Source organism: Lacrimispora sp. 210928-DFI.3.58 (assembly GCF_020554865.1).
Taxonomy (GTDB): Bacteria; Bacillota; Clostridia; order Lachnospirales; family Lachnospiraceae; genus Enterocloster.
In genome coordinates this window covers 1-26,175 of the sequence record NZ_JAJCIC010000044.1, presented here as the reverse complement: position 1 = coordinate 26,175, position 26,175 = coordinate 1, and the positions used below count along the sequence as shown (strand labels likewise).

The following is a 26,175-nucleotide window of genomic DNA, read 5'->3' as shown; positions in this document are numbered from 1 at the left end:
AAAAATAGTTGAGCGCCAGAGCGCGAAACTATTTGCTACGCAAACGGAGCGCAGCAAAAATAGATTTAAGGAGGCAACTAGTGAGACAGCAGCAGACATTCAGAGGCTTTATATTTATTCTCCTGATGCTTATTCTGCTTGTCACCGCCATGAAATTTCCCTATGGGGGCCAGGCGGAGAAGCTGACAAGCCAGGAGTTTATCAGAATGCTGGACGAAGGCCAGGTGGCAGAGGCAGAGATCGGCCCCAACGCCCAGACTCCCACAGGAGAGGTGAAGATCACCCTGAAAAACGGCGATGTGATCCGTCAGAACTTTTCCGACATCAGGGAAGCAGAAAAGCTGTTAACCGACAGAAACATTGACTATACCGTGGCAAATGTTCCCCAGGAAAACTATCTGGTGACCATCATGCTGCCGTTTATGCTTTCCATTGTGGTGGTCGTGGTGATCATCATGGTGATGAACCGCAGCGCAGGAGGCGGCGGCACCAATGCCCGCATGATGAATTTTGGAAAGAGCCGCGCGCGCCTCAGCAGGGACAGCAAGGTAAACTTTGGCAATGTAGCAGGCCTGGAGGAGGAAAAGGAGGAGCTTGAGGAGGTAGTGGATTTCCTCAAGAACCCTCAGAAATATACCAGTGTGGGAGCCAGGATCCCCAAAGGACTTCTGTTAGTGGGCCCTCCTGGAACAGGTAAGACCCTTCTTGCAAAGGCAGTGGCCGGGGAGGCAGGAGTTCCCTTCTTCTCCATATCAGGTTCTGATTTCGTGGAAATGTTCGTAGGTGTGGGCGCATCGCGTGTCCGCGACCTGTTTGAGGAAGCAAAGAAAAATGCTCCCTGTATTGTATTTATCGATGAGATCGATGCAGTTGCCAGACGCCGCGGCACCGGTATGGGCGGCGGCCATGACGAGAGAGAGCAGACCTTGAACCAGCTGTTAGTGGAGATGGACGGCTTTGGCGTCAATGAGGGCATTATTGTGATGGCGGCGACAAACCGTGTGGATATTCTGGATCCCGCTATCCTGCGTCCGGGACGGTTTGACAGAAAGGTAGCCGTGGGCAGGCCGGATGTCAAGGGCCGCGAGGAGATCTTAAAGGTACATTCAAAGGAAAAGCCTCTCAGCGAGGATGTGGACCTTCGCAGGGTGGCCCAGACAACTGCCGGATTTACAGGAGCAGATCTGGAGAACCTCATGAACGAGGCAGCTATCATTTCCGCAAGGGAGAACCGCAGGTTCATCAAACAGAGTGATATTGACCGCGCCTTTGTCAAGGTGGGCATCGGCGCTGAGAAGAAGAGCAAGGTCATCTCTGAGAAGGATAAGAAGATCACAGCCTACCACGAGGCAGGCCATGCGATCCTTTTCCATATTCTTCCGGATGTGGGGCCGGTGCATACGGTCTCCATCATTCCTACAGGCGTTGGAGCGGCAGGCTATACCATGCCTCTTCCTGAGAGGGATGAAATGTTCAACACAAAGGGCAGGATGATGCAGAACATCATGGTCGATCTGGGAGGACGTATTGCGGAGGAGCTGATCTTTGACGATATCACAACAGGAGCATCCCAGGATATCAAGCAGGCTACCCAGCTTGCAAGAGCCATGGTGACCCAGTACGGCATGTCGGAAAAGGTGGGCATGATACAGTATGGCAGTGACGATGACGAGGTGTTCATCGGCCGTGACCTGGCCCATACAAAGTCCTATGGAAATGAAGTGGCTGACACCATTGACAGCGAGGTAAAGCGCATTATAGACGAGTGCTACAGCAAGGCAAGGGATATCATCAAGCAGTATGAGTACGTGCTCCACTCCTGTGCCGCCCTGCTGATCGAGAAGGAAAAGATCAACCAGGAGGAATTTGAGGCATTATTCACAGCAGTTCCTGCGGGAAGCGTTGTATAGGGCTGTAGAAATTCACTACAAAGGGAATCGAAAAAACTTTATCTTTGTGCACACTTTTTGGGGAGGTTATGCTATTATAATAGACGTAACCCCCCCAATACATTATATAGTTTTTGCTACACCCCATAAGAAACGAAATACCTTCTCCTGAAAAGCCCGGCTTCCCCGCCGGGCTTTTCACTGCGCAAAAATGGGAAGGGGTAGACAGCGGTTTACCCTTGTATATTTTCCGAATTTCATATACAATGAAAAATAGTAACGCTCGAAAAGACCTCGCGGACGATTTTTCATGCATCGCACGTAAGAGCCTAAAGGACAGGCTCTAAGTGCTCATAGCTATGAAAAATAGTTGAGCGCAGGGCGCGAAACTATTTGCTGCGCAGACGGAGCGCAGAGGAGTAAAAAAAGATCATATTGAAAATGAGAAGAGGATTTCAGCTGTGGAAGATAAAATAGGGAACTGTATGAACCGGGATGCTCTCTTTTCTTCGGAGACAGAGGACTACCGTATACCTATAGAGCCGGAGGCTCACGAAGATGTGCTGTTGCGGATGCGGACAGCGAAGGGCGATGCGGACCACGTGTTTTATGTGGAAGATGGTGCAGAGGTTGAGATGGAGAAGGCATACTCCGATCAGCTGTTTGATTATTATGAATATGAGATCACAGTGGGTACAGATCAGGTACTGTACCATTTTAAGATCGTAAAGGGAAAGGAAGTCTGTCTGTATAACCGTTTGGGAGCAACAGAGGACGGGCAGAGTATATATGATTTTAAGATCACACCTGGCTTTTCCACGCCGGACTGGGCAAAAGGAGCGGTCATGTACCAGATATTTGTGGACCGCTTTTACAATGGAGACAAGACAAATGATGTGGAGTCCTGCGAATACGTATACATTGGGCGTCCCGTATACCAGGTGACGGACTGGGAGAAGAATCCTTCTACAATGGATGTGGGCTGCTTTTACGGCGGAGACCTTCAGGGCGTGTGGGACAAGCTGGATTATATCAAGAGCCTGGGAGTGGAAGCCATTTATCTGAATCCCGTGTTTGTGTCTCCCTCCAATCACAAGTATGACTGCCAGGATTATGAGCATATTGATCCCCATTTTGGGAAGATCGTCCGGGATGGGGGAACGCTTGTAAAAGAGGATGCAAAGGATAATAAAGAGGCAGAGCGCTATGTCATACGCAGCGCGGGCAGGGAGAACTTAGAGGCCAGCGATGCCCTTTTTGCTCAGCTTGTGGAGGAGATCCACCGCCGGGGGATGAAAGTCATATTGGACGGCGTGTTCAACCACTGCGGCTCCTTTAATAAATGGCTGGATGCCGAGGGGATCTATGAGCGCTCCGGGGACTATGAGCCGGGGGCTTACACCTCAAAGGACAGCCCCTACCGAAGCTTTTTCCAATTCCACAATGAGAAAGCCAGTGCCTGGCCCCACAACAAGACATATGATGGCTGGTGGGGACATGATACTCTTCCGAAGCTGAATTATGAGAATTCGGAAAAGCTGGTGGAATACATTCTGAAGATTGCGAAAAAATGGGTGTCAGCCCCCTATCATGTAGACGGATGGCGTCTGGATGTGGCGGCGGACTTAGGCCACACAGCCGAGTACAACCATGCCTTCTGGCGCAAATTCCGTAAGGCCGTAAAGGAAGCCAATCCTGAGGCTTTGATACTTGCGGAGCACTATGGGGATCCTTCCCCATGGCTTCAGGGAGACCAGTGGGACTCTATCATGAATTATGATGCCTTTATGGAGCCTGTGACATGGTTCCTGACTGGTATGGAAAAGCACAGCGACAGCTTCAACAGCAGCCTGTGGGGAGATGGAGAAGCATTTTTCAATTCCATGAAGTACCACATGAGCCGTATGCAGACCAACACAGTGATGACAGCTATGAACCAGCTGTCCAACCATGACCATTCCAGGTTTCTCACCAGGACAAACCAGGTGGTGGGCCGTATCGGCACCATGGGACCTGAGAAGGCGGAGGAGGGTGTGAAGCTCTGTGTGATGCGTGAGGCCGTGGTCATCCAGATGACATGGCCGGGAGCCCCTGCCTTTTACTACGGGGATGAGGCAGGCGTCTGCGGCTGGACAGATCCCGACAGCAGGAGAACATACCCATGGGGAAAGGAAAATCTGGAGCTGATCGAATTTCACCGGTACCTGACAGGCATCCACCGGCGTCTGCCTGTATTTAAGAAGGGCTCTGTAAAGCCTCTGTTTGCAGGACATCACCAGATAGCCTATGGGCGCATGTACCACGATTATCAGGCAGTGATCGCTATCTCCAATAACCCAAAGCCTGAGACAATGGAGATCCCGGTGTGGCAGCTGGGGATCACAGACGACATGATACTTGGCCGTCCGATCCTGACAGCAGAGGAAGGCTACAATGCCGGAATCATGATGTACAGAGTAAAAAATGGCTATTTAAAGCTTTCCATGCCCGCCTACGGCGCAGCTGTGTTCATTTCAAAGCCGGAGGACTTTTATCCGGTGGTGGATTCGCGGTTTGCGGAGAATGGAGAGGTTGAGGTGGCCGGGAAAGAAATATAAGACAGCGTCACACAAAGCAAGGCCTGCCGGGACGAAAATCCTGGCAGGCCATTTTTCACATATTGCATCAGATTACCATAAGTTCCCGTTTTCATCAAAGGGCATTGGCTGTGCTTCAGAGAGGATCTCGATGGCCGGGTTTTTCCTGGCATCCTCCAGCATGCTTTCCGATATCCAGATTTCACCGATCTCTAAGGTGTTTGGGATCCGTACCATGCGGATCTGGTTAACGTCTACTTCATTGCAGGTTTTGATGCAGGCGGCAATGGCGTAGTAGTCGTTTTTCAGAATCATGGGCAGGCGCACGCAATCAAAGACAGTGGATGTGATGGCGTTGATATAGCTTGCTTCCAGATTGGATTTCTCCACCAGGCGTCTGGTGCAGGTATCGGCACATCCGGCCCCAATCATGATCCCGTGGCTTTTTTCTGAAATGTCCAGCACGCATACCTTTTGGATGGTAAAATCTCCGGAGGCATAGGGAGTGGCAAAGCGGGAGGAAACATTGGGATCCTGGCCGTCTCCGCTGAAATTCTTGCCGATCTCATCGATCACCAGGACAGCGATGTCGTCAAAGAGGATACGCGGCATGAGGCTGCGGGCCAATGTCAAAAGCTTTGCATCCTCCTCAGGGATCTCATCTGCGGTCACACCCTTTAATAAATACGTGCGGCTGTAGGCATTTTCCACGATTGCCAGTCCAAAGAGGATATTGCAGCTGGCGAGGATAACATTTGCGAACATGGGCACTAAGCGGCCCATGTTTTTGAAACCTGCTTGGTGGCAGAGGCTGGCGCCATACTGCTTTCCGAGACCGATGGTCATCATTTTCATCAGGCCGCTTTCATGGGGGCCGCGGAAGGCGGTATGGGGCTTTATTTTGTTCACTACGATAATGCCGTCTGTGTTCCAGGCATTTTTATCAATATGTACATCATGGCCCTCAGGGCTTGCACCTACCTTTACCGTCTCCATGCTTGAAAGGATCGGGCAGCCCAGATATTCAGGGGTAATGCCAAAGCCTGCTAAAACCTCCAGCTGGCCTTCGGCAGTAGCGCCGCCATGGCTGCCCATGGCAGGGACAACAAAGGGCTGCGCGCCATGCTCCTTTACAATGTCCACAACGGTCTTTATGATCCTCTTGTGGTTTGAGATGCCGCGGCTGCCCGCAGTAATGGCGATCCGCATACCGGGGCGCATGGTGCTGCTGATGGCCGGACGGGATAATTCCTGCCGGATAACAGGCTCCGGATCTGTGATCTCGTGGGGATCAAATTTTTGCTTTACGCGGATCATGTTTGGTATTTTCACGGAACCGATGATATCATATAATGCTGAATCCATAGTGTTTGCTCCTTCTCTTTTTGTTTATCCAATAGAATGTGAGAAGGACATAGGGGATTAAATGGCCCTTACGGAGCTGCGCACAACCAGCTCTGCGCTTACGGAAAGAGTAATGCCGTTGTGGTCCTCGTTAGAGCTCAGAGAGTCTGTGATCATGCGGCATGCCCTCTGGCCCAGGAGCCTGGCAGGCATATCCATGGTGGTCAGAGGAGGATTGATCAGACCGGAGTAGGGGATATTATCAAATGAGATAATGGAAATATCCTGTGGTATCTGTACATTCTGCTCCTGCAGTCCCTGGATAATGCCGTAGGCGATCAGGTCATTGATCGCCACAATGGCAGTATAAGGCTTCTTTTTCCATGCTTCTAAGAACTTTCCGGCCAGTTTCCGGCCAGCTTCCAGCTCGTAGAGATCAGAGTCTGTATCAAATTCATATTGGACAGTGATAATGTCTTCCTTTGAAAATGGCAGGCCGTTGTTGGCCATTGCCAGTTTGAAACCGTCTAATGTCATCAGTCTGGATGCACGGTTGAATGGTGTGCTTAAAAATGCAATGTCCCTATGTCCCTGTGAGATCAGATATTCCGTTGCAGTGCGTCCTGCGCCCAGCATATCTGTCTTCGCATTGACCACTTTGTCGGTGTCTGCATAGTTGGATTCAAAAATGCAGACCTTTCCGCCGGTGGCGACAAAGTGTTCTACTGCAAGGGGTGAATCATCAATGGAAGAGATCATAAGCCCCTTGACACGGTTTTTGATCAGATTATTGATGAGATTGCGTTCTGTTTCCGGACTTCTCTGGGAGCTGAATACAAGGGGGAAATAGCTGCAGCTCATAGCTTCCTTTTCAATGCCCATGATCAGCTGCGTGTAAAATGGGTTCTGAAAGGAAGGGATGATAATGCCGATGGAGGGATTGGTATTGGTTTTCAGCATACGTCCAAGCATATTGGGCTCGTATCCCAGGGTGTTGGCGGCGCGAAGTACACTCTCCCTTTTTGCAGGGCTTACAGGATAATCACTGCCACTTAAAACACGGGAAGCCGTAGAAACGGAAGTACCAGCTGCCTTTGCAACATCGCCAATGGTAATATTATGGCTGGTATTATTCATATAGGTATCTCCTTGCTAAAGAGTTGGAATATGGAAAAGCGAATCTATTACTATCATAATACCCCTCCGTGGAAAAATCAATAGAAAATTTAGAAAAATATAGAAAATAACACGAGAAAAGATGAGGGAATAAAATTGCATATAATAGAAAAAACACAAATAATACGAGAAAAATAAACAAATTTTTGTAGAAAGTATTGACAGAAAACGTTTTCTATAATATGATGGGGCTACAAAGAAAACGGGATAAGAAAAGCGAGATTAAAATTTCATTTTAAAACAAGGAGGTAACGTAGTATGAGAAAAACAAGTTGGAAAACATTGGGAGCATTTCTGGCAGCGGCTATGATGGCAGGAAGCTTAAGCGCTTGCGGCAGCTCCGGCAGCACGCAGACAACAGCAGCTCCGGCAGCAGACAACAAGGCACAGGAGGGAGCAGAAGCGCCGGCAGGAGAGGTGAAAGAGCTTTCATGGTATGTAGGAGAACCGGAGAGCCATGTATGGAGCCAGACCTCTTATGAGATTGCAGAGGAGATCGAAGAGAAGACAAACGGCAGTTTGAAGATCAAGGTTTATCCGGGAGCCACATTGGGAACTCAGGCAGAGGCTCTCGACATGCTGAGGACAGGTTCCCTGGCATTTGAGATTTCCGGTCCCAGCATTCTGGCCTCCTTCTATGATCCGGTCCAGGTGTATTCCCTGCCATATGCATTTGACAACCCAGAGCAGGCCTATGCATATTTCGCATCAGAGGGTTCCCAGAAAATGTACAATGACACGATCCTGAATGCCAGCGGTGTCCGCACGCTGGATGTATGGTATTACGGAAAACGGAACCTGACAATCAACGGCCTTGAGCCAAAGACCCCTGCTGATCTGGCCGGACAGTCTGTGCGCTGTATGGATACCCCGGTAGCAAAGACAGTCGTTGCATCCCTGGGGGCGAATCCCGTTCCGATTAACATGAATGAGCTTTACCTTTCCCTCCAGACAGGAGTGGTGGTAGGCGAAGAGAATCCAATCCCCACGGTCATTGCCCAGAAGTTCTTTGAGGTACAGGATACCATTGTTCTGACAGAGCATTCCGTACATCTGGGAACGGTGCATGTTTCGGAGCAGATCTGGAATGAGATGACGGAGGAGGAGCGCCAGGCTGTTACGGAGGTTCTTGAAAAATACCGCCCGATTATTGAAGAGAGGATCTATAAGGAGGAAGAGGAAGGCCTTGCGACTCTTCAGGAGAACGGCATGAAGGTGGTGGAGCCGGAGCTGGAGGCTTTTAAGGAGAATGCGAAGAAGGTGGTTGAGGAGACCTTCGGAGGCGATGTCGACTGGGCGGCTCAGATCAAGGATCTGGAAGACTTTAAGGCGAACTGGAAATAGGACAGAAGGTTGATTAGAAACGGAGGTAAATATGAAAAAGGTTCTAAAGGTGTTTCATTCCCTTGAGGAAGTGATAGCCAGCAGCCTGTTTGGGGTCATGTGCGTTATGGTACTGAGCCAGATGTGCGCACGCATTTTTTTCAATAAAGCCCTGATGTTTTCAGAGGAGGTATCAAGATTCTGCTACATCTGGGTAGTGTTTATGTGCATGTCCTTAGGGGAAAAGACGTTTGAGCATTTCAACGTGGAGGTTTTCCTGAAATTTGTAAAGGGAGTGCCGGATCAGGTCATCCGTGCATTTACCAGCTTGGTGTGCTGCTTTATTCATATTTACCTTTTTTACTGGTCTGTTCAGTTCTTTGAATTTGAAAAGGTAGTAAAATCTGCCGCCATGGAGATCCCGATGTCTGTGGTGGCGGCAGGCATGGTGCTTGGCTTCTTCCTGGGGTCTATCCGGTGCCTGGTAAATGTTGTTCATTATGTGAAAAAGATCGGAAAAAGCGGAGAGGAGGCATAGCATATGGAACCAATTCAAATCTTTTTTATCGTATTTCTGGCAATGATGATCTTTCGTGCGCCCATGTATCTGTGCCTGCTGGGATCATCCTTGCTCTACATATTCCTGACGCCTCAGCTGTCTATGATGACGGCCATGAATAAGATGATGAATGCGGCAAACTCCTTTACGCTGCTTGCTGTTCCCTTCTTTATCCTGGCAGGACAGGTTATGAACAACGGCGGCGTAACAGACAGGATCTTCGGCTTTGCCAAAAAGCTGATCGGTCACTGGAGAGGCGGACTGGCCTATGTCAATGTAGTTTCCAGCCTGATCTTCTCCGGCATCAGCGGCTCTGCCCTGGCAGATGTAGGCGGTCTGGGAATGATCGAGATCAAAGCTATGAGGGATGAGAATTACGATGACGACCTGACACTGGGCGTAACGGGAGCTTCCAGTACCGTAGGCCCCATTATCCCGCCCAGTATCCCCTTTGTCATCTACGGAGCCATGGCGAATGTTTCCATCGGCGCCCTGTTTATGGCCGGTATGGGTCCAGGCGTTCTGCTGTGCTTGGTGCTTTGCGTTTATATTTACATCATTGCCCATAAGAGGAATTATCCAAAGCATGAGAGGGCCAGTATCGGTGAGATGTGGAAAGCGTTTTTGGAGGCCCTTCCGGCACTTTTGTTTCCTGCATTTATGCTGGGAGGTATCTGGACAGGCTGGTTCACCCCCACTGAGTCGGCAATGTTCAGCGTTGTATACGGACTTTTCGTATCCTGTGTTGTCTACAAGGAGATGGATATCCGCTCCCTGCCGTCCTTAGCCGTGGCAACGGTCAAGCAGGTAGGCCCATCCATCGCCGTTGTGGTAGGCGCGTCCCTTTTTGCATGGGTCATGACATATGAGCAGATCGACAAGGTTGTGGTGGAGCTGATCCTGTCCTTTACCACAAACAAATATGTGATCCTGTTCATGATAAACATCATCCTGATTGTAATGGGAATGTTTATAGAGGTAGTTGCGGCCATTATGATCATGCTGCCGATCCTGACTCCTCTTATGGCAATTGCAAATATCAGCCCTATTCATATGGGCGTTATCCTGGTGCTGAATATGATGATCGGCCTTCTGACACCGCCTGTAGGTATGTCCCTTTACATGCTGTCATCCGCATCGAAACGCAGCTTTGGAGAGGTGACAAAGATGGTTGCACCATGGCTGATTCCATTATTCATTGCGCTGGCTATGGTTACCTATATTGAACCGATCACCATGTTCCTGCCGGGACTGTTTGGTTATCTTTAATTTTAATAAAAAATGGAGGAAAATACGATGAAAGCAAGAGTTGGTGTAGTTGGAGCCGGAACCTATGGAAGTGTCCTGATCAATGCGTACTATGGCGCGCACAAACGGGGAGAGATTGACTTTGTGGCAATTGCTGACATTAATCCTGACACGTTAAAAACCATGAATGAGAAGTACGGCTTAAAGGGATATACAGACTATAAGGAGATGTTTGACAAGGAAGAGCTGGATGCGGTTGCAGTGGTGACTCCGGATTATCTTCACGAGGCAGTTGTCCTGGAGGCAGCAAAGAGGGGGATCCATATCCTGGCACAGAAGCCCCTTTCCACTGATATTGAACAGGGAAAACGCATGATCGCAGCAGCAAAGGAAAATAATGTCATGCTGTACGTGGACTTCCACAAGCGCTTTGATCCGGCCCATATCCAGCTGCGCAATGCCATCAGGTCCGGCAAGCTGGGCGAGATCGAATATGGCTATGTATGCATGGAGGATAAGATTCTGGTTCCTTCCGTATGGTTTAAGAACTGGGCCCAGAACAGCTCCCCCGCATGGTTTATCGGCATCCACTTCTTTGATCTGATCTACTGGCTTATGGGAGAAAAGCCTGTGCGCGTATATGCCTCCGGTGTGAAGAAGAAGCTGGTGTCCATGGGAATCGATACCTATGACTCCCTCCAGTCCAAATTTGAGTTTGCAAACGGCGCGAGCATTACTGTGGATGCATCCTGGATCCTGCCAAACAGCTTTTCCTCTATCGTAAACCAGCAGATCCGCCTGGTAGGCACAGAGGGCTTCCAGGAGGTAGACAGCCAGGACAGAGGCGTGGTTGCTGCCTATAATGAGGACAGCTACAGCCATGTCGTGAACCCGTATGGAAATATGATCGTAGATGATCCAGTTGCAGGCCCTGTACCCACAGGCTATTGCATTGAATCCATGCTGGTATTCTTACAGCTGGTAAACAGGATGAAGGCCGGAGCTTCCTTAGAGGATATGGAAGGCCTGTATCCAACTGGTGAGGAGGCTCTCGTATCCACCATTATGTGCCAGTATGCCCATGAGAGCGCAAAGACAGGAAAGATTCTGGATATTGAATATTAATGGTAACTATTCAGAACGGCGGGAAATCAGGCGGAAAAAGCTGCGTTAAGCTTGCTTATAAGCAGATTTTTATGGCTGATTTCACATCGGAGGAATCTCCGATGCTTCTTGTCCGGCCTTGGCCGGGCAAGAAGATGCCCGTTCTGAACAGTTACATGAAAATAAAATAAATCTTGTAAGGAGACGTACAATCATGAATATTGATATTTCAAAAACTTCAGACGAGATGGCAAAGAGAGCCGCAGCCTGCGCAGCAGAGGCGATCAACCGGGTGATCTCTGAGAAAGGTGAGGCCAGGATCCTTCTGTCAACAGGAGCATCCCAGATCGAGTCCCTTAGCTATCTTACAGGCATGGATGTGGAGTGGGATAAAGTAGTCATGTTCCACTTAGATGAGTATATAGGCCTTCCTGAAACTCATAAGGCCAGCTTCCGCAAATATTTAAAGGAGCGCTTTATCAACATCGTAAAACCGAAAAAGGCGTATCTTGTAAATGGAGAGGGAAATGTAGAGGAAAACATTGCCGCTCTGACAGAAACGCTGAGACAAGAGCCGATTGATGTGGCTCTGGTGGGAATTGGCGAGAACGGTCACATTGCCTTTAATGATCCGCCGGCTGATTTCCATACAGAGGCAGCCTATATCATTGTAGACCTGGACCAGAAATGCAAGCAGCAGCAGGTGAATGAAGGCTGGTTTGAGACATTGGAGGAGGTGCCGAAGCAGGCCATCTCCATGACGGTTCCGCAGATCATGAAAAGCAGGACCATTGTGACGATCGTTCCGGGCGAACGCAAGAGCGACGCGATTATGAAGACGCTGTCTGCCAAAGCGCCCACCAATATGGTTCCGGCAACCATTTTAAAGACGCATCCTGACTGGCATCTGTTTATTGACGGCGCTTCCGCAGAGCAGATCATTTCACAGGTGTAAAAATCATTTGCTGAAGCACCCCGCCTGGCAGCCTGATCAGTGCTGCCAGGTGCTTGCAGCTATTAAGAAAACAGGAAGGGTTATTGTATGAAGACAGTAATTACGAATGGCACGGTCATTACGCCTCACCGTATGCTGGAGGGGGCTTATCTGGTAATTGAGGATGGGAAGATCCGGGAGATAGGAAGAGGACAGGCGCCGGACGCAGATACCTGTATTGATGCCAAAGGACAGTATATAAGTCCTGGATTTATTGATATCCATACACATGGCGGCGGCGGATATGATTTCATGGATGGGACAACAGAGGCGATCATAAATGCCTGCAAGGCCCATCTGGCTCATGGAACTACATCGATCTGTCCTACCACTCTGACCTGCACCAACGAGGAGCTTTTTACATTTTTCCAGTGCTACCGTGAGGCAAAGGAGGAGATGGAGGATGGTCCGGAGCTGCTGGGGATCCATATGGAGGGGCCTTATTTTTCCATGGAGCAGAAGGGAGCACAGGATCCGCAATACATCAAGGTTCCTGCGCAGGATGATTATAAGGCAATGCTAGATGCCTCCGATGATATTGTACGTATGTCTGTGGCTCCTGAGCTTCCGGGAGCAATGGAGCTGGCAGATGAATTGAAGGCTAGAGGGATCCTGGCTGCTATCGGCCATTCCGATGCAACCTACGAGACAGTGGCAGAGGCATGGGAAAGAGGCTATACCCATGTGACCCACCTCTATTCAGGCATGTCCACCATACGGAGGATCAATGCCTTCCGCCATCTGGGAGTGATTGAGAGCGCCTATCTGATCGATGGTATGACAGTGGAGATCATAGCAGATGGGAAGCATCTTCCGCCAGAGCTTTTACAGCTGATCGTAAAGCTGAAGCCCATGGAGGATATCTGTCTGATCACAGATTCCATGAGAGGCGCAGGTATGCCGGAGGGCTCCCATGTGCTTTTGGGAAGCCTGGCCCATGGGCAGGAGTGCATCATCGATAACGGAGTTGCAGTACTGCCGGACAGAAGCGCCTTTGCAGGGAGCGTATGTACCACGGACCGCTGTGTCCGCACCATGTATAAGCTGGCAAAGGTAAAGCTGGAGGACGCAGTGCGCATGATCACTTATAATCCGGCGAAGGTTCTTGGAATTGAGAAAAGGAAGGGCTCTTTGGCACCAGGTATGGATGCAGATATTGTGATATTTGATGACGATATCCAGATTTCCGCTGTTATGGTAAGAGGGCAGGTTGTGCATCAGTAATGCTGCAGCAGAAGCCTTGCCGCTGTGCGGCCGCGCAATAAAAAATGCAAACCCAACTTTAGACAGGTTCGTAAATCAAGTTTAGATCCAAATTACGAAATGAGCATCTGCCAGACGGGAGTGGCTAACGAAAAAGACACCATATTCAGCTTTAGGGCTGGGTATAGTGTCTTTTTTGCTTATTTGTGTTTTTCTTGTCTTTGCCATGTGAGAGCTGTGGCCGGCCCTTTCCACGCTGGCCGGTCGGATTTTTGAAGTATAGAGAAAGTTTTAGCACTTCGATCAGATTGACAAGCTGCACCTCCGCTACATGGGAATCTTCATCCGCTGTGGTAACGTCCGTCCTATGCCGCTCTCGAATATCTCTCAGGATCACAATCATATCATCGGCAACAATATGACTGAAATATTCTGATTTTTGAACCTAAGCCACTTTGAATGTTCAGATATTCAGATTATTTTCATTTGTGCCGTCCTTTTCCATAAGTTGTTTTCTTACAGCGGCTAGGATCATGTTCATATCGTTGATTCGCATATCGGCTATGCGGTCTATGTAAATATTAGCATCTACAAGGAAACGCTGGAAATCCTCATGCGTCACAATTTCACAGAGAAGTCGATTGTTCAGCTTCCCACTTTTTGATACATCAATCATATTATCACCCTTACCTACATATCTACAATCTGTCCTTCGCCCTGCCATATTATCATCCACATTTATTATAATACATAATTTTTAAGAACGTAGAATTTTTTCACTTTTCAGCGCATTTTCCATCCTCTTGTATATGCGAGAGGGCATGATTTTTCGCTACAATGGTCATGTCGAGAGACAATGCTGTTTGAAAATTGCATGACCGTCTGAAAGAGATATGCTCTCCAGCAAAGTGAACGTCGTGACCGCAAAAGCGAGAGCGCACCAAGGGGAACGACACGTCGCTGTGAAATTCGGGGGCAGGAACAGCTTTCAGGGAGAGCGACGAAATCAAAGGCTTATCAAATCATCAAAAATGATAACGGTTTTATGCGGCCATCCGAACGGACCAGTGTCACGCTGGAGAGCGAAGCCGATACGTTGTTCCGCATGACTTTTCATGGAACAACGCAGATACACATAAAACTGTGAAATTGAAAATCGCCCTATTGAACAGGGCATGGGGAAAGGATGCTGAATAAAATAACACCTTTCCTTAAAATTACGTCCTATGGTGATATGGCTTGCCAATTCAGCAAACCATATACGCCGTAGGACGAACAAAAAAATGGAGGTATTTATAAATATAAAAACGAGATCAAATATCTGAACATTGCATTGAAAGGGGATGATTTTATCGCAGTTTACGGATATGCCCGTGTCAGCACAAAGGAGCAGAATGAGGATCGTCAGTTTATTGCCTTACATGAGCTATGTATTCCAGAGAAAAACACTTTCATGGACAAGCAGAGCGGCAAGGACTTTGAACGTCCACAGTACAAGAAACTGGTGCGGCGATTGAAAAAAGACGACCTGCTCTACATCAAAAGCATAGACCGTCTTGGACGCAATTATGGAGAGATTTTGGAACAGTGGAGAGTACTTACTAAGGAAAAAGGCATCGACATTGTAGTGTTAGACATGCCTCTGCTGGATACCCGGAGGGGCAAGGAACTGATGGGTACTTTTCTCAGTGACATTGTTTTGCAGGTGCTGTCCTTTGTGGCAGAGAACGAGCGCATCAATATTCGACAGCGACAGGCTGAGGGTATTGCAGCGGCAAAAGCAAAAGGGGTACGGTTTGGGAGACCACCCAGACCGTTGCCGGAGAATTATCATGATGTATACCAACGGTGGGAAATCGGAGAAATCACTGGGACAGCAGCCGCAAAGGAGTGCGGAATGCCGCTCTCCACTTTCCGTTACCGAGCGGAAATATACAAAAAAGGCAAGTTGCTGTAACTTGCCTTTTTACAGGAACGTGTACTTTTCTGTAAATCACTCAGACTAACTAATTGTTATAAGTATAGTATATATCAGCAGAAATTTCCATACCTTTTTGAAGATTTTTTTCTATTTGGCGAACGAGGCAACTTATTGTTTTTCTTTACAGAAAAGTACACTTATTTGTGCCAACTAAGGTAAGAGAATGGAGGACGCATATGGGGGCATTAATAATTATAATTCTAGTTGTAGTTTTTTACTGTCTTGTCATTAAACCACGGAAGAATAATGCATCAACAACATCTTATCAGAATTATACCGCTGTGCAGCAATCTCAAACTGTCAATCAGCCAACTCCAGGAATTAATCGCTGTCCAGCGGACGCCCTCATTAACAGCCCATATTATTCAAAATACAAAACGGTATTTGATCTGATCTGGTATGACGGAAAACAGCCAAAATACAAAATAGACTGGTTATTACAATCCTTAGGCATGGGGCGCGAACTGGAAAATTTAGGGACATATGTCTTAGACTCCATTAAAAATGGCTTGCCATATTTTTGTGAAACAGAGTATGAATTTGACAAGTTTTTTGATTCTGATAAGCCTGTTGCACTAGGCTCCATTGATGGAATAATGGATATATGCTTTTTCTATCATGAAGTAAACAGGGACCATTCACACCCGGCAAAACGTCAATACTGGCAGCAGCGGCTTCGTGAACTAGCACTCTCTGGAAATTTAGAGGCGCAAGGTGCATTATGTAGCAATTTTGCAAAAATTGTGTTTTCTGAAAATGAGGTTGTGGAGTTTAAGGAAAAATATGAATCTGTACTACGCAGTCTTGCTGAATCTGGAGATGCTTATGCTCAGTTAGCAGTGGGCGAATTTTTATTACCTTATAGGTCACAAGAAAGACTTAAGTGCCTGATCAAGGCAGCAAATCAAGGACTAAGTAATGCTTGGTTTCAGTTGAGTAAAGCCTATGGGGCTATTATTTCTCTTGATGATAATGGTGATATTCGCAAAGTGCCATTGCCAGAAGAAGAAAAAAACAGTTTAGAGGGGAAAATTGCTGAAAGCTATTATAAAGGGGCAGAAGCAAATAATGGAGTAATGGCAGCACGCTGTCAATATATGGTCGGAGTGTATTATGAAGACGGGGACTCTATTTTTCCCAAAGATATAGAAAAGGCAAAATACTGGTATCAGAAATCCCTGGAAAATGGCGAAACCAGAGCAAAATATCGAGTAGACGCGATTGATGAGCATCGTGAGTGGTATTAATAATGGAAATTTGAAATGTGACAGGGAGGGGGTGGGAGAAATGCAAAAAATATCAACAAGTGACTACTACAAATATAAATCAGCGATTCAATCCGCCAATGACACAGAAGACAGAGAAGCCCTAAGGCAAATTCAAAAACAGCTTATTGCAAAATATGGTTTAGACAATGATGATGTGAAACAACTGTTGAAGTATTTCAGATATTCGGTGTGAAAACAAGGGGGATGAGCATATGGCTAAAATTATAAAAGAATGGAAAAGCGGAAGCGTTTCTATAGCTGTAGAGGCCGGTAAAGACGATATGAATCGTGAGGGAACTCATGTTCATATATACAAACGGGGACGACGTACCTCATCAAGAATCCCGGGACGAAATCGGGATGTTGATGATGCCGACTTTGAAGTCGCCGAAGACCTTTACTATCGGTATTTAATCGAAATTGAGACAATTTGTCGGGCAGTAAAAGACGGGAAATATGATGGTTAAAACATACAAAGTACACAATTATAAATATCATAAATAAATAAGGATAAGGAGGCCGTAGCATGGGACTTTTTGGGCAACTATTAGAGACAGCGGGCGAAAAACTTACGAAGGACAAAGAGCAAAGAGCACAGGAGGAAGCATTTGTTAAAAACAACGAGGGAAGCAAAGCAATTTGCGCATATATCGTAAATTTATTTAAAAAAGGGAATCCCGGTTACGATTGGGTCAAAAAGAATCATGTGGGACTTTTCACAGTGATCAATAAAGATTCCGTTTCCCTTTGCTATATGCAAGCAGGAGATGGTCAATCCTTTTCGGGAATGAAGCCAAAAGATATTGAAGTCTCTAGATACAGTTTTCAAGAGATGTATAGCTGGTACGGCCTCGCCGAGGGATGCGGTTACAGTGCCTTGACTAGCAGGACTCAGCTTAATACCCTTGAGAATATGATTAATATGGAGGTTCAAAAACTTCCGCATATTAAATATAACAACGGCTTTTTAGTAAAGATGTTTCAATAAGCTATGGATACTCAGAATGAATGTTTGCCATTGGAATATGGACTAAGGAAGGACAACAATGCATTAGACAAACTATTCTGGGAAAGGCAATGACTTTTTCGAAATTGGATCAATTTTTGAAAAACGTACCCAATAAATATCCAGAGTATGATTCTGACTACGTCGCAAAGAATCGCTGATTCTTACGAAATAAAAACTTATGGAGGCATTTATTATGAAAATCAAAGTCCAAAAGAAAGCTATTCCTACTCTCAAATTCAACAGTGATTATTTCGAATGTCCGAAGTGTGGGTGGCAGTACCCTGGCCCGCTGCTTATTAAAGGCGATGTTGCTCCGACAACAAAATGCCAGAACTGTGGTCACTCTTACTTAGTCCGTGTAAAATAATATGAAACGAAACTCTACTACAAGAGTTATCCTGTCAAACAAGGCGTACTGCCAAATCAGAGATAGTGTAACCAATGCAAAGAATGATTTTGAGGTTGGCGGCGTTCTCATGGGATATAAAATATTCAAGCACTATTTTGTTGTTGCAGTAACAGTCCCAACGGAGACGGCAGAGAAATCCAAAGTGTCTTTTACGCTTGATGGTGATTGGCACACGGCCCGCGCATTAGAACTTATGCAAACGTTCCAACGCAAACCATCAATACTAGGTATATGGCACAGTCATATTTGCGATGGTGATACGTTTTCGGAGCAGGATCGGCAGTCAAATATGCAACTTGCAATATCCTTTAATGGTGTGCTGTCCATGATTGTGATGATGACAATGCCTTTACAGGATTTGAGCATGACGGCATACTTTATTTCCCCAAATGGAAAGGAAAGGCTTTGTCAAGTTGCAGGTGATTGATGAAGCTAAAAACTCAGACAGTATTGAAAGGAACGGGAGGAGGATAGAAATTGAACGGCAATGAGCGTTGCAGCAACTGCGTTTATTGGCAGAACCGAAAATGTACAATGACTGGACAAACCAAAAATGACAGTATTTGTACTTGCGGGCAGTTCAAGGAACGCGGAGAAAATAAATAGCTAAATACATATTACAATCCCTTTGGAACAAAGGGCGCACATACATGGCCGCCAGACCATGTATGTGCGCCCTACGAGGCAACAGCCCGGACACCTGAATGCCCGGGCTGTTTTGTGTTGCTTCGTTCTGTACAATGGGCTGCACTCCTTGTGCCGCCAAAGCGGCTATCCCAGCAAAAGGAAACAGCGTGACCGAAGTCACGCCGCCCTTTGAAAACACAAAGTTTTCACCATTTTTTGATTTTACTGCTTTACAGCCACCCGGCATTCATCAGGTTTGCATTTTTTATGCCGCAGACCGGAATCGAACCGTTTTTCTTAATCTCAAATACTGATAGAAAGGGGCTTTGAAGACTTCATCACGGTTGCGGTGTTCAAAAAGTGTTCAAATGTTTGTCGCATACAAACTTGAAGTTATCTTTTTCCTAATGGCAATGCTATTAAATTTCCCAATAATGCAATAACAGCATATCCAACTACATAAACCCATGCACTTGAGTTATAAAATATAAATATAGATGGCGCAAACATTATTGCTACAATCAAAATATACCAGAAGTTAAAACCATTCCTAATCCCATAAAAAACAGAGGTTATTAAACATATTAGAGGAATAATTACTAACATAACAATCATTGCACTTCCTGTGTTTTTTATAAACCAAGGAACGATATAAAAATCTATCAGCAACAGTAGGTAGAAAACCATGTTCTTTTTTAATTTATCCATCATATCATCATCCTTTCAAATCCCGATTTGTCTGTTTCACATTATACACAGTATAATTCCATTTCACAAAATGTTCAATCAAAAAAAGTATGCAAGATTTTTATATTTTCTTGGCATACCTCTTATTGCAGTATTTCCTTGTTCGTATTTTCGCAAACTAACGTTCCGCAAGGATGCCCAGTGCGACGGTTCCTAACAGGGCGGCGGGTCGACTGGGCAAGTGGTCGGCTGAGAAGCATTTTCTACTCAACGACATATTTAACGTTTGATTCTCTCCGTCCCTCATATTTCTCCTGTGCCAACAGTTTATCAAGAAATTCTGACACTTCTTCCATGTCTTCACTGTCTATCAAATCCAGTTTTATCAATACATCAAGGTCTGTCTGATTCTTCGGTTGTATTGAGATCGGCTGAGATGTATCCACAACCACTTTCAACTGTTTTGTCTTATTTGCTGTTTCAATATCCGTAGTTAATCCCATAACGTGGCTTTTACTCACGCCGAATATCTGTGATAATTTTTCCCATATAGATTCATCTCTCGGCGTTCCGTTTCCATTTTCATAGTTCGTAAGCATACTTTGTGAAATGCCTAATTCTTTTGCAAGTTCCGCAACGGTTATATTCTTTTCTTTCCGCAATTCTTTTATTTTATTCATAGCGAACCTCCTTTATAAGCACATTATATTTCATCAAATTTTCTCTGTCAATCTTTTTATCGGATATTCAGATATTTTCTATTGACATTCTGTAACGCTTGTTTTATCATAAGATTATCTTAATATCTGATAATCAGATATTCGTAAGGAGGTGAAACGATGATTAGAGGAAATGACTTTATTTTAAATCCAGACAAACTGCAAGAGGAATTTCAGTTAGTAGAAGTTTCTGACTGGGTAGACTTTTCTACAAAAGAAAAATTAGGATTCTACTATACAGTTCTTCTTCCAAAATTAAAGTTTGAAAAAGTCAAAGTAGGCATTAAAGCTAACACAGCGATTGTTACCAACGAAGAACTTGAACAAAAAGGGCAGATTCCAGTCTCATTTGATGGATTACATACTTGGGCTAGTCTCTATAATGGACGTCTTTCTGTCAAAGCAGAAGCTTCCAATATCAGAAAAGTGGGAATGAAATAATTTCCCTACTATGTCAGCCAGTCAGTGCCGGACAACGTCATAGGTGCTGAACTGGCTGACCTCTATACTTGATATATAAAACAACATCTTCCGAAAACAATCGGAACATTCATTACAAAAATTGGGATATGAGGTGAGATTCGTGAGCAAAACAAAAGAGTGTTTTGCATACAATACGAAAATCATTGAAACTCCTACTACAAAAGAAGTATATATTTACGAAAACCCTATTTTTATTCACTCGAAAGAAAAGGCAGATTTAACAGACACAAGTAACCGAAAAAAATTTGATGAAATGTCAGCTCATAAGCAATATGACAGTTTAAAACGCAAGCAGAAACATTACGAACAGGCTCGTTGGGATATTGCCCGTATTGTTGACTGCAACTTTGATAACAAAACAAAATTTGTAACGCTGACATTTAAAGAAAACATTCAGGAAATCCTGATAACTAACCGTGAATTTAAGTATTTTATCCAGCGATTAAATTATTATTTGTACCATACCAAAACCCAGTTATTAAAATACCTTGCAACGTGGGAGAAACAGAAGCGTGGAGCAATCCATTATCATGTTATTTTCTTTGATTTTCCGTATATAGCAAAAGAAAAATTACAGAATTTATGGTCACATGGATTTATTAAAATCAATCGCATTGATGTAGACAGCAAAGAAAACAGAGGTCGTTATCTTAGCAAGTATTTTGGAAAAGACCTTGATTTGAAAGAACATAAGAAAAAAGCCTTTTTTAAATCTCAAAATCTGAAAGTTCCACACGAAACAAAAGTCATGCTGACCGAAGACATTTTACATGACTTACAAAAAGAAAATATCGTCTTTCAGAAAGAATACACAAGGCAAATTTACGATACCAACGCTTTCTTATCTACTGGTTCATGCTTAAAGGACAGCAGTGTTATCTACATCAAAATTAAAAAAGAAAATCCTTGCGTAAAGGGGGAATCTTATGGATAATCCCGTTACGTTTTCAGATATAACATTATTGAATACGTTAGCCACCTGTGCTAACATGACCACAGATGAAGTCTTCAAAGATTTTAAAATTATGGCAAATAAAAAAATCTTGAAGAATCACAAATATGAAATTTATTACTCGGAATCAGAAAAAAGCTGGCGTACTTATTTACCCGATGAAACCAAACCTAACAAACGCCGTCCTGTTAAGAGGAAGAGTAAAGAGAACCTTGAAAAAGAAATCATCAGATTTTATATCGAAAAGCAGAAAGCTGAAAACCGTCAGAATGTCACACTAGAAGAATTATATGCTGAATGGCTTTTGTATAAAAGAGATTATACTTCCGTAAAAGCAAAAACAATTCAAGAATATGTATCTGAATGGAATAGATTTTTCAAAGATACAGAACTTGTTAAAATGAAGATAGGCGAAATCAAACCAATCACGCTTATCCGCTTTTTCAGAGAAGCTACAAAAGACCGACAGTTCACGCACAAGCGAGTCAGTAATGCCCGTTCTGTTTTGAATGGAATCATGAGTTATGCGATTGAAGAAGAAATTATATCACATAATCCTGTCTCTGATGTGAATTTCAAACAGTTTACCTATAAGCCAGTAGAAGTACAAAGTGACAATGTATTTTCCCGTGATGATACGCATAAGTTATTAAATTATCTTCGGTGTATCATAGAACCATATTCTCTTGCAATACAGTTATCTTTCTATCTCTTTATCCGTGTTGGAGAAACAAAAGCTATCCGTTGGGAAGATATTGACTACAATAACAGGCTTGTATATCTTCACAGACAGGCGACCTGTGAACGTACATTGAATGATGATTTAACATTCTCAAGCCGAAAAGTAAAAGTAGTAAATCAAATGAAAGGAAATACTTCTCATGGATTCCGTAAACAGTTCCTTACAGACGAAGCACTTAAAATTCTTCACAAAGCAAAGGAATTAAATCCAAATGGAATATATGTCTTTGAACCCAACGGCGAGATTATGACAACAGACAGCTTTAATCGCCGTTTGAAGAAATATTGCAAAGAAGCCGGTGTTCCTTATCATTCCAGTCATAAAATCCGCTTTTACAATGCTTCAACAGCTTTTGACGGAAATAATCTTACAACCCTTAGTTATTTAATGGGACATAGTGAGACAGCTACAACATTGCATTACTTGCGGAATGTCAATAAGAGGAAGAATGACAGGCTTGCTTTTCAGAATCTTGGTATTTCATCATAAAGTGTTCAAAGGTGTTCAAACATTTTAAAACAAAAAAATAAGAGAAACGCTGTAAATTCAACGTTTCTCCCATTTTTAACTAATGCCGCAGACCGGAATCGAACCGGTACGGGTATCACTACCCACGGGATTTTAAGTCCCGGGCGTCTGCCAGTTCCGCCACTGCGGCGCAGTACCTTGCGGTACATTCTCATACGTGCCACGGCTGAAAACAAGGCCCTTTACGCGCTCTGCACTGATGGCCTTAAGCGATAACTGACACGTAATGGGCGAAGGTGGATTCGAACCACCGAAGGCATTGCCAGCAGATTTACAGTCTGTCCCCTTTGGCCACTCGGGAATTCGCCCAGATAATTGCTCTCACAAGCAGTGTTAATAATAACATATGACACTGAAAAAATCAAGAGTTTGCGGAAAAATTTTTGCAGGTTTCCCTTGGCTCCGTTACTGTTCAGATGGCTGCCGGGAGGGCGGCTGGAGCGCCTTTGCAGGACATTAGAAGCTCTTAGACAGCTGGTTTTTCCATTCAGAGCAGAATCAATGATTGTTTGAGCGCAGCGAGTTGCGTTGATGCTGCTCTGGCTTTTAGGAAAAATCAGCTGTCTTAGTGCTTCTTATGTCCGAAACCGAAGCTCCAGCCGCCCTCCCGGCAGCCATCTGAACAGTAATGTAGCTCCAGGCAAAAAGGGGCTTCCAGCAAAATATTCTGGCTATCTGTACAGTGATTTGCTATAATAGACGGATGGAAAAGAAAACGCACATCAGATAAAGGATAAGAACAATATGCTGTTTAGCTCACTGGTATTTTGCTGGTATTTTCTGCCGGCTGTATTTCTTCTATATTGCTGCATTCCCGGGCTTAGGGGAAAGAATCTTCTGCTTTTGGCAGCCAGCCTTTTCTTCTATGCCTGGGGGGAGCCGAAATATGTGGTGCTGATGGTGATATCCATCGGACTGAATTTCCTGTTCGGAGTCCTGATCGGCAGGGAGAAGGGGCGGGGGATGAAGAAGGCTCTTATGGGGGCCTGCATTGTACTGAACCTGGGGATCCTGGGGTATTATAAATATTTTAATTTCTTTGCGGAGCTGGTAAACGGCGCGGCAGGGCATGAAGCCCTGGCGGCCAGGGATATTGCCCTTCCGATCGGCATTTCCTTCTACTCCTTCCAGGCTTTATCCTATGTGGCTGATGTGTACAGGGGAAAAATCAGGGTCCAGAGAAATCCATTGGATCTGGCGCTGTATATCAGCTTTTTCCCGCAGCTCATCGCAGGTCCCATCGTAAAATACCATGAGATCGATACCCAGCTAAAGGACAGAACCATGTCTGCGGACAAGATCGCATATGGGATCAAGCGCTTCTCCTATGGTTTGGGAAAGAAGGTGATTCTTGCAAATACATTCGCGGCAGTGGCAGATGAGGTGTTCACCTCGCCCAACAGGGAGATGGCAAGCAGGGGACTCATATGGTGCGCTGTTTTGCTGTACACCCTTCAGATCTATTATGATTTTTCGGGATATTCGGATATGGCCATCGGCCTGGGGAAAATGTTCGGCTTTGATTTTATGGAGAATTTTAACTATCCCTACATGTCACAGTCCATCCGGGAATTCTGGCACAGATGGCATATTTCCCTTTCTACCTGGTTTAAGGAATACCTGTACATTCCTCTGGGCGGCAACAGGAAGGGAAAGGTGAGAACCTATGTGAACCTGTTTCTTGTATTTCTGGTCACCGGACTGTGGCATGGGGCCGGGGCCAATTTTATCCTCTGGGGCGCTTATTACGGCGTGTTCATTGTGGCTGAGCGTGTGTTTTTGGGAGAAATACTGGACAGAAACAGGTTTAAGCTTCTGAATCATATGTATACCATGTTCGTGGTGATCGTTGGCTGGATGCTGTTTCGGGTGGAAGAGCTGCCGGCCATCAGTGAGGTGTTCCGGGTCATGTTCAGGGGAGGAGGCGGCTGCTATACGGTTCCCATGTTTGTGGATAACCGGGTCTTCTTCTGGGCGTTTGTGGGTGTGCTGTTCTGCGGTCCCATCCAGGCTTTGTGCAGTCCTCTTAAGAGGCGGCTTTATGATGAGGAGAGGATCAGCTGGCTGGATGTGGCTGTCATGGCATTTCTGCTTATGGCCTGCACCATGCTCCTGGTGAACAATACATACAATCCATTCATTTACTTCAGGTTTTAGAATGACACATCCTGGGAGGAAGGACACATGAAAAAATGGATGATAGGCCTCTTTTTTTCCATATTGCTGCTGCCAAATATAGCAGGCCTGGCTGTGGGGGAAAAGGAGGCTTCCAATACGGAGAACAGGGATCTGGCCCGATGGCCGGAGTTTTCCTGGGAAACGATAGATGAGTTTCCATCAGGGGTGGAAAGCTTTATCAACGACAATGCGCCTTTGCGCAGCATCTGGCTGGATGCCTATGCATCCCTCAATATGGAGCTGTTTGGAAGCATTGACAATAAAGAGGTGATTGTGGGAAAGGATCACTGGCTGTTTTACACGGGAAATGAGAGCGTGATCGATGCCCTGGGCATCGGCTTTTTCTCTGATGAAGACCTCCAGATGATCTTAGATAAGCTTCTTGCAGTCAGGGAAAAATATGCAGAGGATAAGGAGGATTTCGCACTCCTGGTGGCTCCCAACAAGGAGATCGTTTACAGCCAGTATATGCCGGAGCACTATGGGTCTCTGTCAGAGACCTCCAGGGCAAAGCAGCTGGTGGAATATATCAGGGCAAACTCGGATATCAAGGTGGTATATCCCCTTGAGGAGCTGAAGGCGGCAAGTAAAGAGGAGCTTATCTATTATAAGACGGATACCCACTGGAATAAGCTGGGAGGCTTTATCGGAGCCCAGGCCCTTATAGCGGCAGCAGGCGGAACTCCTGCAGATTACCATGATCTGGCTCTTTCTTATGAAGGTGGGCAGCGGGGGGACCTGGGAGATCTGGGGCATACGCCCATGAAATACTTAGAGGAAACAGAGGTTCTGATCCATGGCTATCTGGAAGGCCTTTCTGTGGAAATGCTGGAAAATGATGACGGCGGCACAGGACTGATCAGGACAAGAACACCGGATTCTCCGGATGAACGCAGCCTTACGATGGTGCGGGACTCCTTTGGCGCAGCCATGGAGCCGGTGCTGCCGAGGTATTTCAGGGAGGTGGTATTGATAAATTGGAAATTTATGGATAACATAGACGTTGCAGGCTTTGGCGGCGATGTGTTTGTCTATGAGATCGTGGAGAGAAACTTAGGAAGGCTTCCGGGAGACCTGGATGTACTTTTGGCAAAATAGAACGGAAACTCAAGGGTTTTCTTTTGTAGGTTTGTCAAACATTTGTTACACTGACTGCAAATAATTCTTTAGCACCTG

Annotated in this window: 25 protein-coding genes and 2 tRNA genes; 19 read left to right on the top strand and 8 right to left on the bottom strand. The window is 45.6% G+C overall.

Translation table 11 applies throughout. The features are described from left to right. The first annotated feature begins 80 nt into the window (after positions 1 to 80). Positions 81 to 1,910, top strand: coding sequence for an ATP-dependent zinc metalloprotease FtsH (ftsH, locus tag LIZ87_RS19360; protein ID WP_178314912.1), 1,830 nt, complete (start codon positions 81 to 83; stop codon positions 1,908 to 1,910). A 464-nt stretch (positions 1,911 to 2,374) separates the two neighbouring features. Continuing rightward, positions 2,375 to 4,486: a glycoside hydrolase family 13 protein gene (locus tag LIZ87_RS19355; RefSeq protein ID WP_264468083.1), complete on the top strand. Its 2,112-nt coding sequence runs from the start codon at positions 2,375 to 2,377 to the stop codon at positions 4,484 to 4,486. Positions 4,487 to 4,558: 72 nt separating this feature from the next. Here the strand turns inward: LIZ87_RS19355 and LIZ87_RS19350 are convergent, their stop codons facing one another. Beyond that, complete coding sequence (locus LIZ87_RS19350) at positions 4,559 to 5,830, bottom strand: lactate racemase domain-containing protein (protein WP_227148873.1); 1,272 nt, start codon at positions 5,828 to 5,830, stop codon at positions 4,559 to 4,561. Positions 5,831 to 5,887: 57 nt separating this feature from the next. Then, positions 5,888 to 6,946, bottom strand: a complete 1,059-nt coding sequence (locus LIZ87_RS19345) for a LacI family DNA-binding transcriptional regulator (protein WP_178313974.1) — start codon at positions 6,944 to 6,946, stop codon at positions 5,888 to 5,890. A gap of 297 nt (positions 6,947 to 7,243) precedes the next feature. Between LIZ87_RS19345 and LIZ87_RS19340 the strand changes: the two genes are divergently transcribed. The 6 genes from LIZ87_RS19340 to nagA all read left to right on the top strand — a co-directional run bounded on the left by LIZ87_RS19340 (position 7,244) and on the right by nagA (position 13,437). Beyond that, complete coding sequence (locus LIZ87_RS19340; protein ID WP_227148872.1) at positions 7,244 to 8,329, top strand: TRAP transporter substrate-binding protein; 1,086 nt, start codon at positions 7,244 to 7,246, stop codon at positions 8,327 to 8,329. A gap of 31 nt (positions 8,330 to 8,360) precedes the next feature. Further along, positions 8,361 to 8,846, top strand: a complete 486-nt coding sequence (locus tag LIZ87_RS19335; RefSeq protein WP_178313978.1) for a TRAP transporter small permease — start codon at positions 8,361 to 8,363, stop codon at positions 8,844 to 8,846. 3 nt (positions 8,847 to 8,849) lie between these two features. Then, positions 8,850 to 10,136 carry a TRAP transporter large permease gene (locus LIZ87_RS19330; RefSeq protein ID WP_178313980.1) on the top strand — a complete coding sequence of 429 codons (1,287 nt, stop codon included), beginning with the start codon at positions 8,850 to 8,852 and terminating at the stop codon, positions 10,134 to 10,136. Positions 10,137 to 10,163: 27 nt separating this feature from the next. Beyond that, complete coding sequence (locus tag LIZ87_RS19325; protein ID WP_227148871.1) at positions 10,164 to 11,240, top strand: Gfo/Idh/MocA family protein; 1,077 nt, start codon at positions 10,164 to 10,166, stop codon at positions 11,238 to 11,240. A gap of 193 nt (positions 11,241 to 11,433) precedes the next feature. Next, complete coding sequence (locus LIZ87_RS19320; protein ID WP_227148870.1) at positions 11,434 to 12,174, top strand: 6-phosphogluconolactonase; 741 nt, start codon at positions 11,434 to 11,436, stop codon at positions 12,172 to 12,174. 87 nt (positions 12,175 to 12,261) lie between these two features. After that, positions 12,262 to 13,437: an N-acetylglucosamine-6-phosphate deacetylase gene (gene nagA, locus LIZ87_RS19315; protein WP_227148869.1), complete on the top strand. Its 1,176-nt coding sequence runs from the start codon at positions 12,262 to 12,264 to the stop codon at positions 13,435 to 13,437. Between the two features lie 442 nt (positions 13,438 to 13,879). Here the strand turns inward: nagA and LIZ87_RS19310 are convergent, their stop codons facing one another. Beyond that, the gene (locus LIZ87_RS19310) at positions 13,880 to 14,092 is read right to left on the bottom strand and encodes a hypothetical protein (protein WP_227148868.1); all 213 of its coding nucleotides are present in this window, start codon (positions 14,090 to 14,092) and stop codon (positions 13,880 to 13,882) included. Between the two features lie 657 nt (positions 14,093 to 14,749). On the opposite strand from LIZ87_RS19310, the gene LIZ87_RS19305 reads away from it, so the two are divergent. The 6 genes from LIZ87_RS19305 to LIZ87_RS19280 all read left to right on the top strand — a co-directional run bounded on the left by LIZ87_RS19305 (position 14,750) and on the right by LIZ87_RS19280 (position 18,510). Next, positions 14,750 to 15,373, top strand: a complete 624-nt coding sequence (locus tag LIZ87_RS19305; RefSeq protein WP_264468082.1) for a recombinase family protein — start codon at positions 14,750 to 14,752, stop codon at positions 15,371 to 15,373. Between the two features lie 200 nt (positions 15,374 to 15,573). Continuing rightward, positions 15,574 to 16,644 (top strand): tetratricopeptide repeat protein, encoded by a 1,071-nt coding sequence (locus LIZ87_RS19300; RefSeq protein WP_227148867.1) that lies wholly within the window; start codon positions 15,574 to 15,576, stop codon positions 16,642 to 16,644. Further along, a complete protein-coding gene (locus tag LIZ87_RS19295; RefSeq protein ID WP_227148866.1) occupies positions 16,631 to 16,858 on the top strand; it encodes a hypothetical protein in 228 nt (75 codons plus the stop codon). Before LIZ87_RS19300 ends, LIZ87_RS19295 begins: the two co-directional genes overlap by 14 nt. A 19-nt stretch (positions 16,859 to 16,877) precedes the next feature. Next, the gene (locus LIZ87_RS19290) at positions 16,878 to 17,132 is read left to right on the top strand and encodes a hypothetical protein (RefSeq protein ID WP_227148865.1); all 255 of its coding nucleotides are present in this window, start codon (positions 16,878 to 16,880) and stop codon (positions 17,130 to 17,132) included. Positions 17,133 to 17,191: 59 nt separating this feature from the next. Next, positions 17,192 to 17,653, top strand: coding sequence for a hypothetical protein (locus LIZ87_RS19285; protein ID WP_227148864.1), 462 nt, complete (start codon positions 17,192 to 17,194; stop codon positions 17,651 to 17,653). 389 nt (positions 17,654 to 18,042) lie between these two features. Beyond that, positions 18,043 to 18,510, top strand: a complete 468-nt coding sequence (locus LIZ87_RS19280; RefSeq protein WP_227148863.1) for a Mov34/MPN/PAD-1 family protein — start codon at positions 18,043 to 18,045, stop codon at positions 18,508 to 18,510. Between the two features lie 153 nt (positions 18,511 to 18,663). Here the strand turns inward: LIZ87_RS19280 and LIZ87_RS19275 are convergent, their stop codons facing one another. From LIZ87_RS19275 to LIZ87_RS19265, 3 genes are all read right to left on the bottom strand, one after another. Further along, positions 18,664 to 18,957 (bottom strand): hypothetical protein, encoded by a 294-nt coding sequence (locus tag LIZ87_RS19275; protein ID WP_227148862.1) that lies wholly within the window; start codon positions 18,955 to 18,957, stop codon positions 18,664 to 18,666. A 146-nt stretch (positions 18,958 to 19,103) separates the two neighbouring features. Then, the gene (locus LIZ87_RS19270) at positions 19,104 to 19,421 is read right to left on the bottom strand and encodes a hypothetical protein (RefSeq protein WP_081733101.1); all 318 of its coding nucleotides are present in this window, start codon (positions 19,419 to 19,421) and stop codon (positions 19,104 to 19,106) included. A 239-nt stretch (positions 19,422 to 19,660) separates the two neighbouring features. Continuing rightward, positions 19,661 to 20,077 carry a helix-turn-helix domain-containing protein gene (locus tag LIZ87_RS19265; protein ID WP_005424130.1) on the bottom strand — a complete coding sequence of 139 codons (417 nt, stop codon included), beginning with the start codon at positions 20,075 to 20,077 and terminating at the stop codon, positions 19,661 to 19,663. Positions 20,078 to 20,236: 159 nt separating this feature from the next. On the opposite strand from LIZ87_RS19265, the gene LIZ87_RS19260 reads away from it, so the two are divergent. The 3 genes from LIZ87_RS19260 to LIZ87_RS19250 all read left to right on the top strand — a co-directional run bounded on the left by LIZ87_RS19260 (position 20,237) and on the right by LIZ87_RS19250 (position 22,782). After that, positions 20,237 to 20,557 (top strand): hypothetical protein, encoded by a 321-nt coding sequence (locus LIZ87_RS19260; protein WP_005330993.1) that lies wholly within the window; start codon positions 20,237 to 20,239, stop codon positions 20,555 to 20,557. A gap of 142 nt (positions 20,558 to 20,699) precedes the next feature. Then, positions 20,700 to 21,533 carry a rolling circle replication-associated protein gene (locus tag LIZ87_RS19255; RefSeq protein WP_173794097.1) on the top strand — a complete coding sequence of 278 codons (834 nt, stop codon included), beginning with the start codon at positions 20,700 to 20,702 and terminating at the stop codon, positions 21,531 to 21,533. Then, entirely contained in the window at positions 21,526 to 22,782 is a 1,257-nt protein-coding gene (locus tag LIZ87_RS19250; protein WP_004845968.1) for a tyrosine-type recombinase/integrase, read from the top strand. Before LIZ87_RS19255 ends, LIZ87_RS19250 begins: the two co-directional genes overlap by 8 nt. A gap of 83 nt (positions 22,783 to 22,865) precedes the next feature. Here the strand turns inward: LIZ87_RS19250 and LIZ87_RS19245 are convergent. Then, a tRNA-Leu gene (locus LIZ87_RS19245) sits at positions 22,866 to 22,951 on the bottom strand. Positions 22,952 to 23,048: 97 nt separating this feature from the next. Next, positions 23,049 to 23,130 (bottom strand) — tRNA-Tyr (locus tag LIZ87_RS19240). A gap of 435 nt (positions 23,131 to 23,565) precedes the next feature. Here LIZ87_RS19240 and LIZ87_RS19235 point away from each other — a divergent pair. Next, a complete protein-coding gene (locus LIZ87_RS19235) occupies positions 23,566 to 24,978 on the top strand; it encodes an MBOAT family O-acyltransferase (RefSeq protein WP_178313842.1) in 1,413 nt (470 codons plus the stop codon). A gap of 27 nt (positions 24,979 to 25,005) precedes the next feature. Then, positions 25,006 to 26,097 carry an alginate O-acetyltransferase AlgX-related protein gene (locus tag LIZ87_RS19230; RefSeq protein ID WP_227148861.1) on the top strand — a complete coding sequence of 364 codons (1,092 nt, stop codon included), beginning with the start codon at positions 25,006 to 25,008 and terminating at the stop codon, positions 26,095 to 26,097. Positions 26,098 to 26,175 lie beyond the last annotated feature (78 nt).

Bases quoted from the DNA above. Each gene is read 5' to 3' on its own strand.
- LIZ87_RS19235 (WP_178313842.1), top strand. From the start codon at position 23,566: ATGCTGTTTAGCTCACTGGTATTTTGCTGGTATTTTCTGCCGGCTGTA.
- LIZ87_RS19320 (WP_227148870.1), top strand. From the start codon at position 11,434: ATGAATATTGATATTTCAAAAACTTCAGACGAGATGGCAAAGAGAGCC.
- LIZ87_RS19330 (WP_178313980.1), top strand. From the start codon at position 8,850: ATGGAACCAATTCAAATCTTTTTTATCGTATTTCTGGCAATGATGATC.
- LIZ87_RS19270 (WP_081733101.1), bottom strand. From the start codon at position 19,421: ATGATGGATAAATTAAAAAAGAACATGGTTTTCTACCTACTGTTGCTG.
- LIZ87_RS19265 (WP_005424130.1), bottom strand. From the start codon at position 20,077: ATGAATAAAATAAAAGAATTGCGGAAAGAAAAGAATATAACCGTTGCG.
- LIZ87_RS19310 (WP_227148868.1), bottom strand. From the start codon at position 14,092: ATGATTGATGTATCAAAAAGTGGGAAGCTGAACAATCGACTTCTCTGT.
- LIZ87_RS19285 (WP_227148864.1), top strand. From the start codon at position 17,192: ATGGGACTTTTTGGGCAACTATTAGAGACAGCGGGCGAAAAACTTACG.
- LIZ87_RS19290 (WP_227148865.1), top strand. From the start codon at position 16,878: ATGGCTAAAATTATAAAAGAATGGAAAAGCGGAAGCGTTTCTATAGCT.
- LIZ87_RS19350 (WP_227148873.1), bottom strand. From the start codon at position 5,830: ATGGATTCAGCATTATATGATATCATCGGTTCCGTGAAAATACCAAAC.
- LIZ87_RS19325 (WP_227148871.1), top strand. From the start codon at position 10,164: ATGAAAGCAAGAGTTGGTGTAGTTGGAGCCGGAACCTATGGAAGTGTC.
- LIZ87_RS19335 (WP_178313978.1), top strand. From the start codon at position 8,361: ATGAAAAAGGTTCTAAAGGTGTTTCATTCCCTTGAGGAAGTGATAGCC.
- LIZ87_RS19250 (WP_004845968.1), top strand. From the start codon at position 21,526: ATGGATAATCCCGTTACGTTTTCAGATATAACATTATTGAATACGTTA.
- LIZ87_RS19260 (WP_005330993.1), top strand. From the start codon at position 20,237: ATGATTAGAGGAAATGACTTTATTTTAAATCCAGACAAACTGCAAGAG.
- LIZ87_RS19300 (WP_227148867.1), top strand. From the start codon at position 15,574: ATGGGGGCATTAATAATTATAATTCTAGTTGTAGTTTTTTACTGTCTT.
- LIZ87_RS19280 (WP_227148863.1), top strand. From the start codon at position 18,043: ATGAAACGAAACTCTACTACAAGAGTTATCCTGTCAAACAAGGCGTAC.
- LIZ87_RS19345 (WP_178313974.1), bottom strand. From the start codon at position 6,946: ATGAATAATACCAGCCATAATATTACCATTGGCGATGTTGCAAAGGCA.
- LIZ87_RS19340 (WP_227148872.1), top strand. From the start codon at position 7,244: ATGAGAAAAACAAGTTGGAAAACATTGGGAGCATTTCTGGCAGCGGCT.
- nagA (WP_227148869.1), top strand. From the start codon at position 12,262: ATGAAGACAGTAATTACGAATGGCACGGTCATTACGCCTCACCGTATG.
- LIZ87_RS19355 (WP_264468083.1), top strand. From the start codon at position 2,375: ATGAACCGGGATGCTCTCTTTTCTTCGGAGACAGAGGACTACCGTATA.
- LIZ87_RS19275 (WP_227148862.1), bottom strand. From the start codon at position 18,957: ATGCCGGGTGGCTGTAAAGCAGTAAAATCAAAAAATGGTGAAAACTTT.
- LIZ87_RS19230 (WP_227148861.1), top strand. From the start codon at position 25,006: ATGAAAAAATGGATGATAGGCCTCTTTTTTTCCATATTGCTGCTGCCA.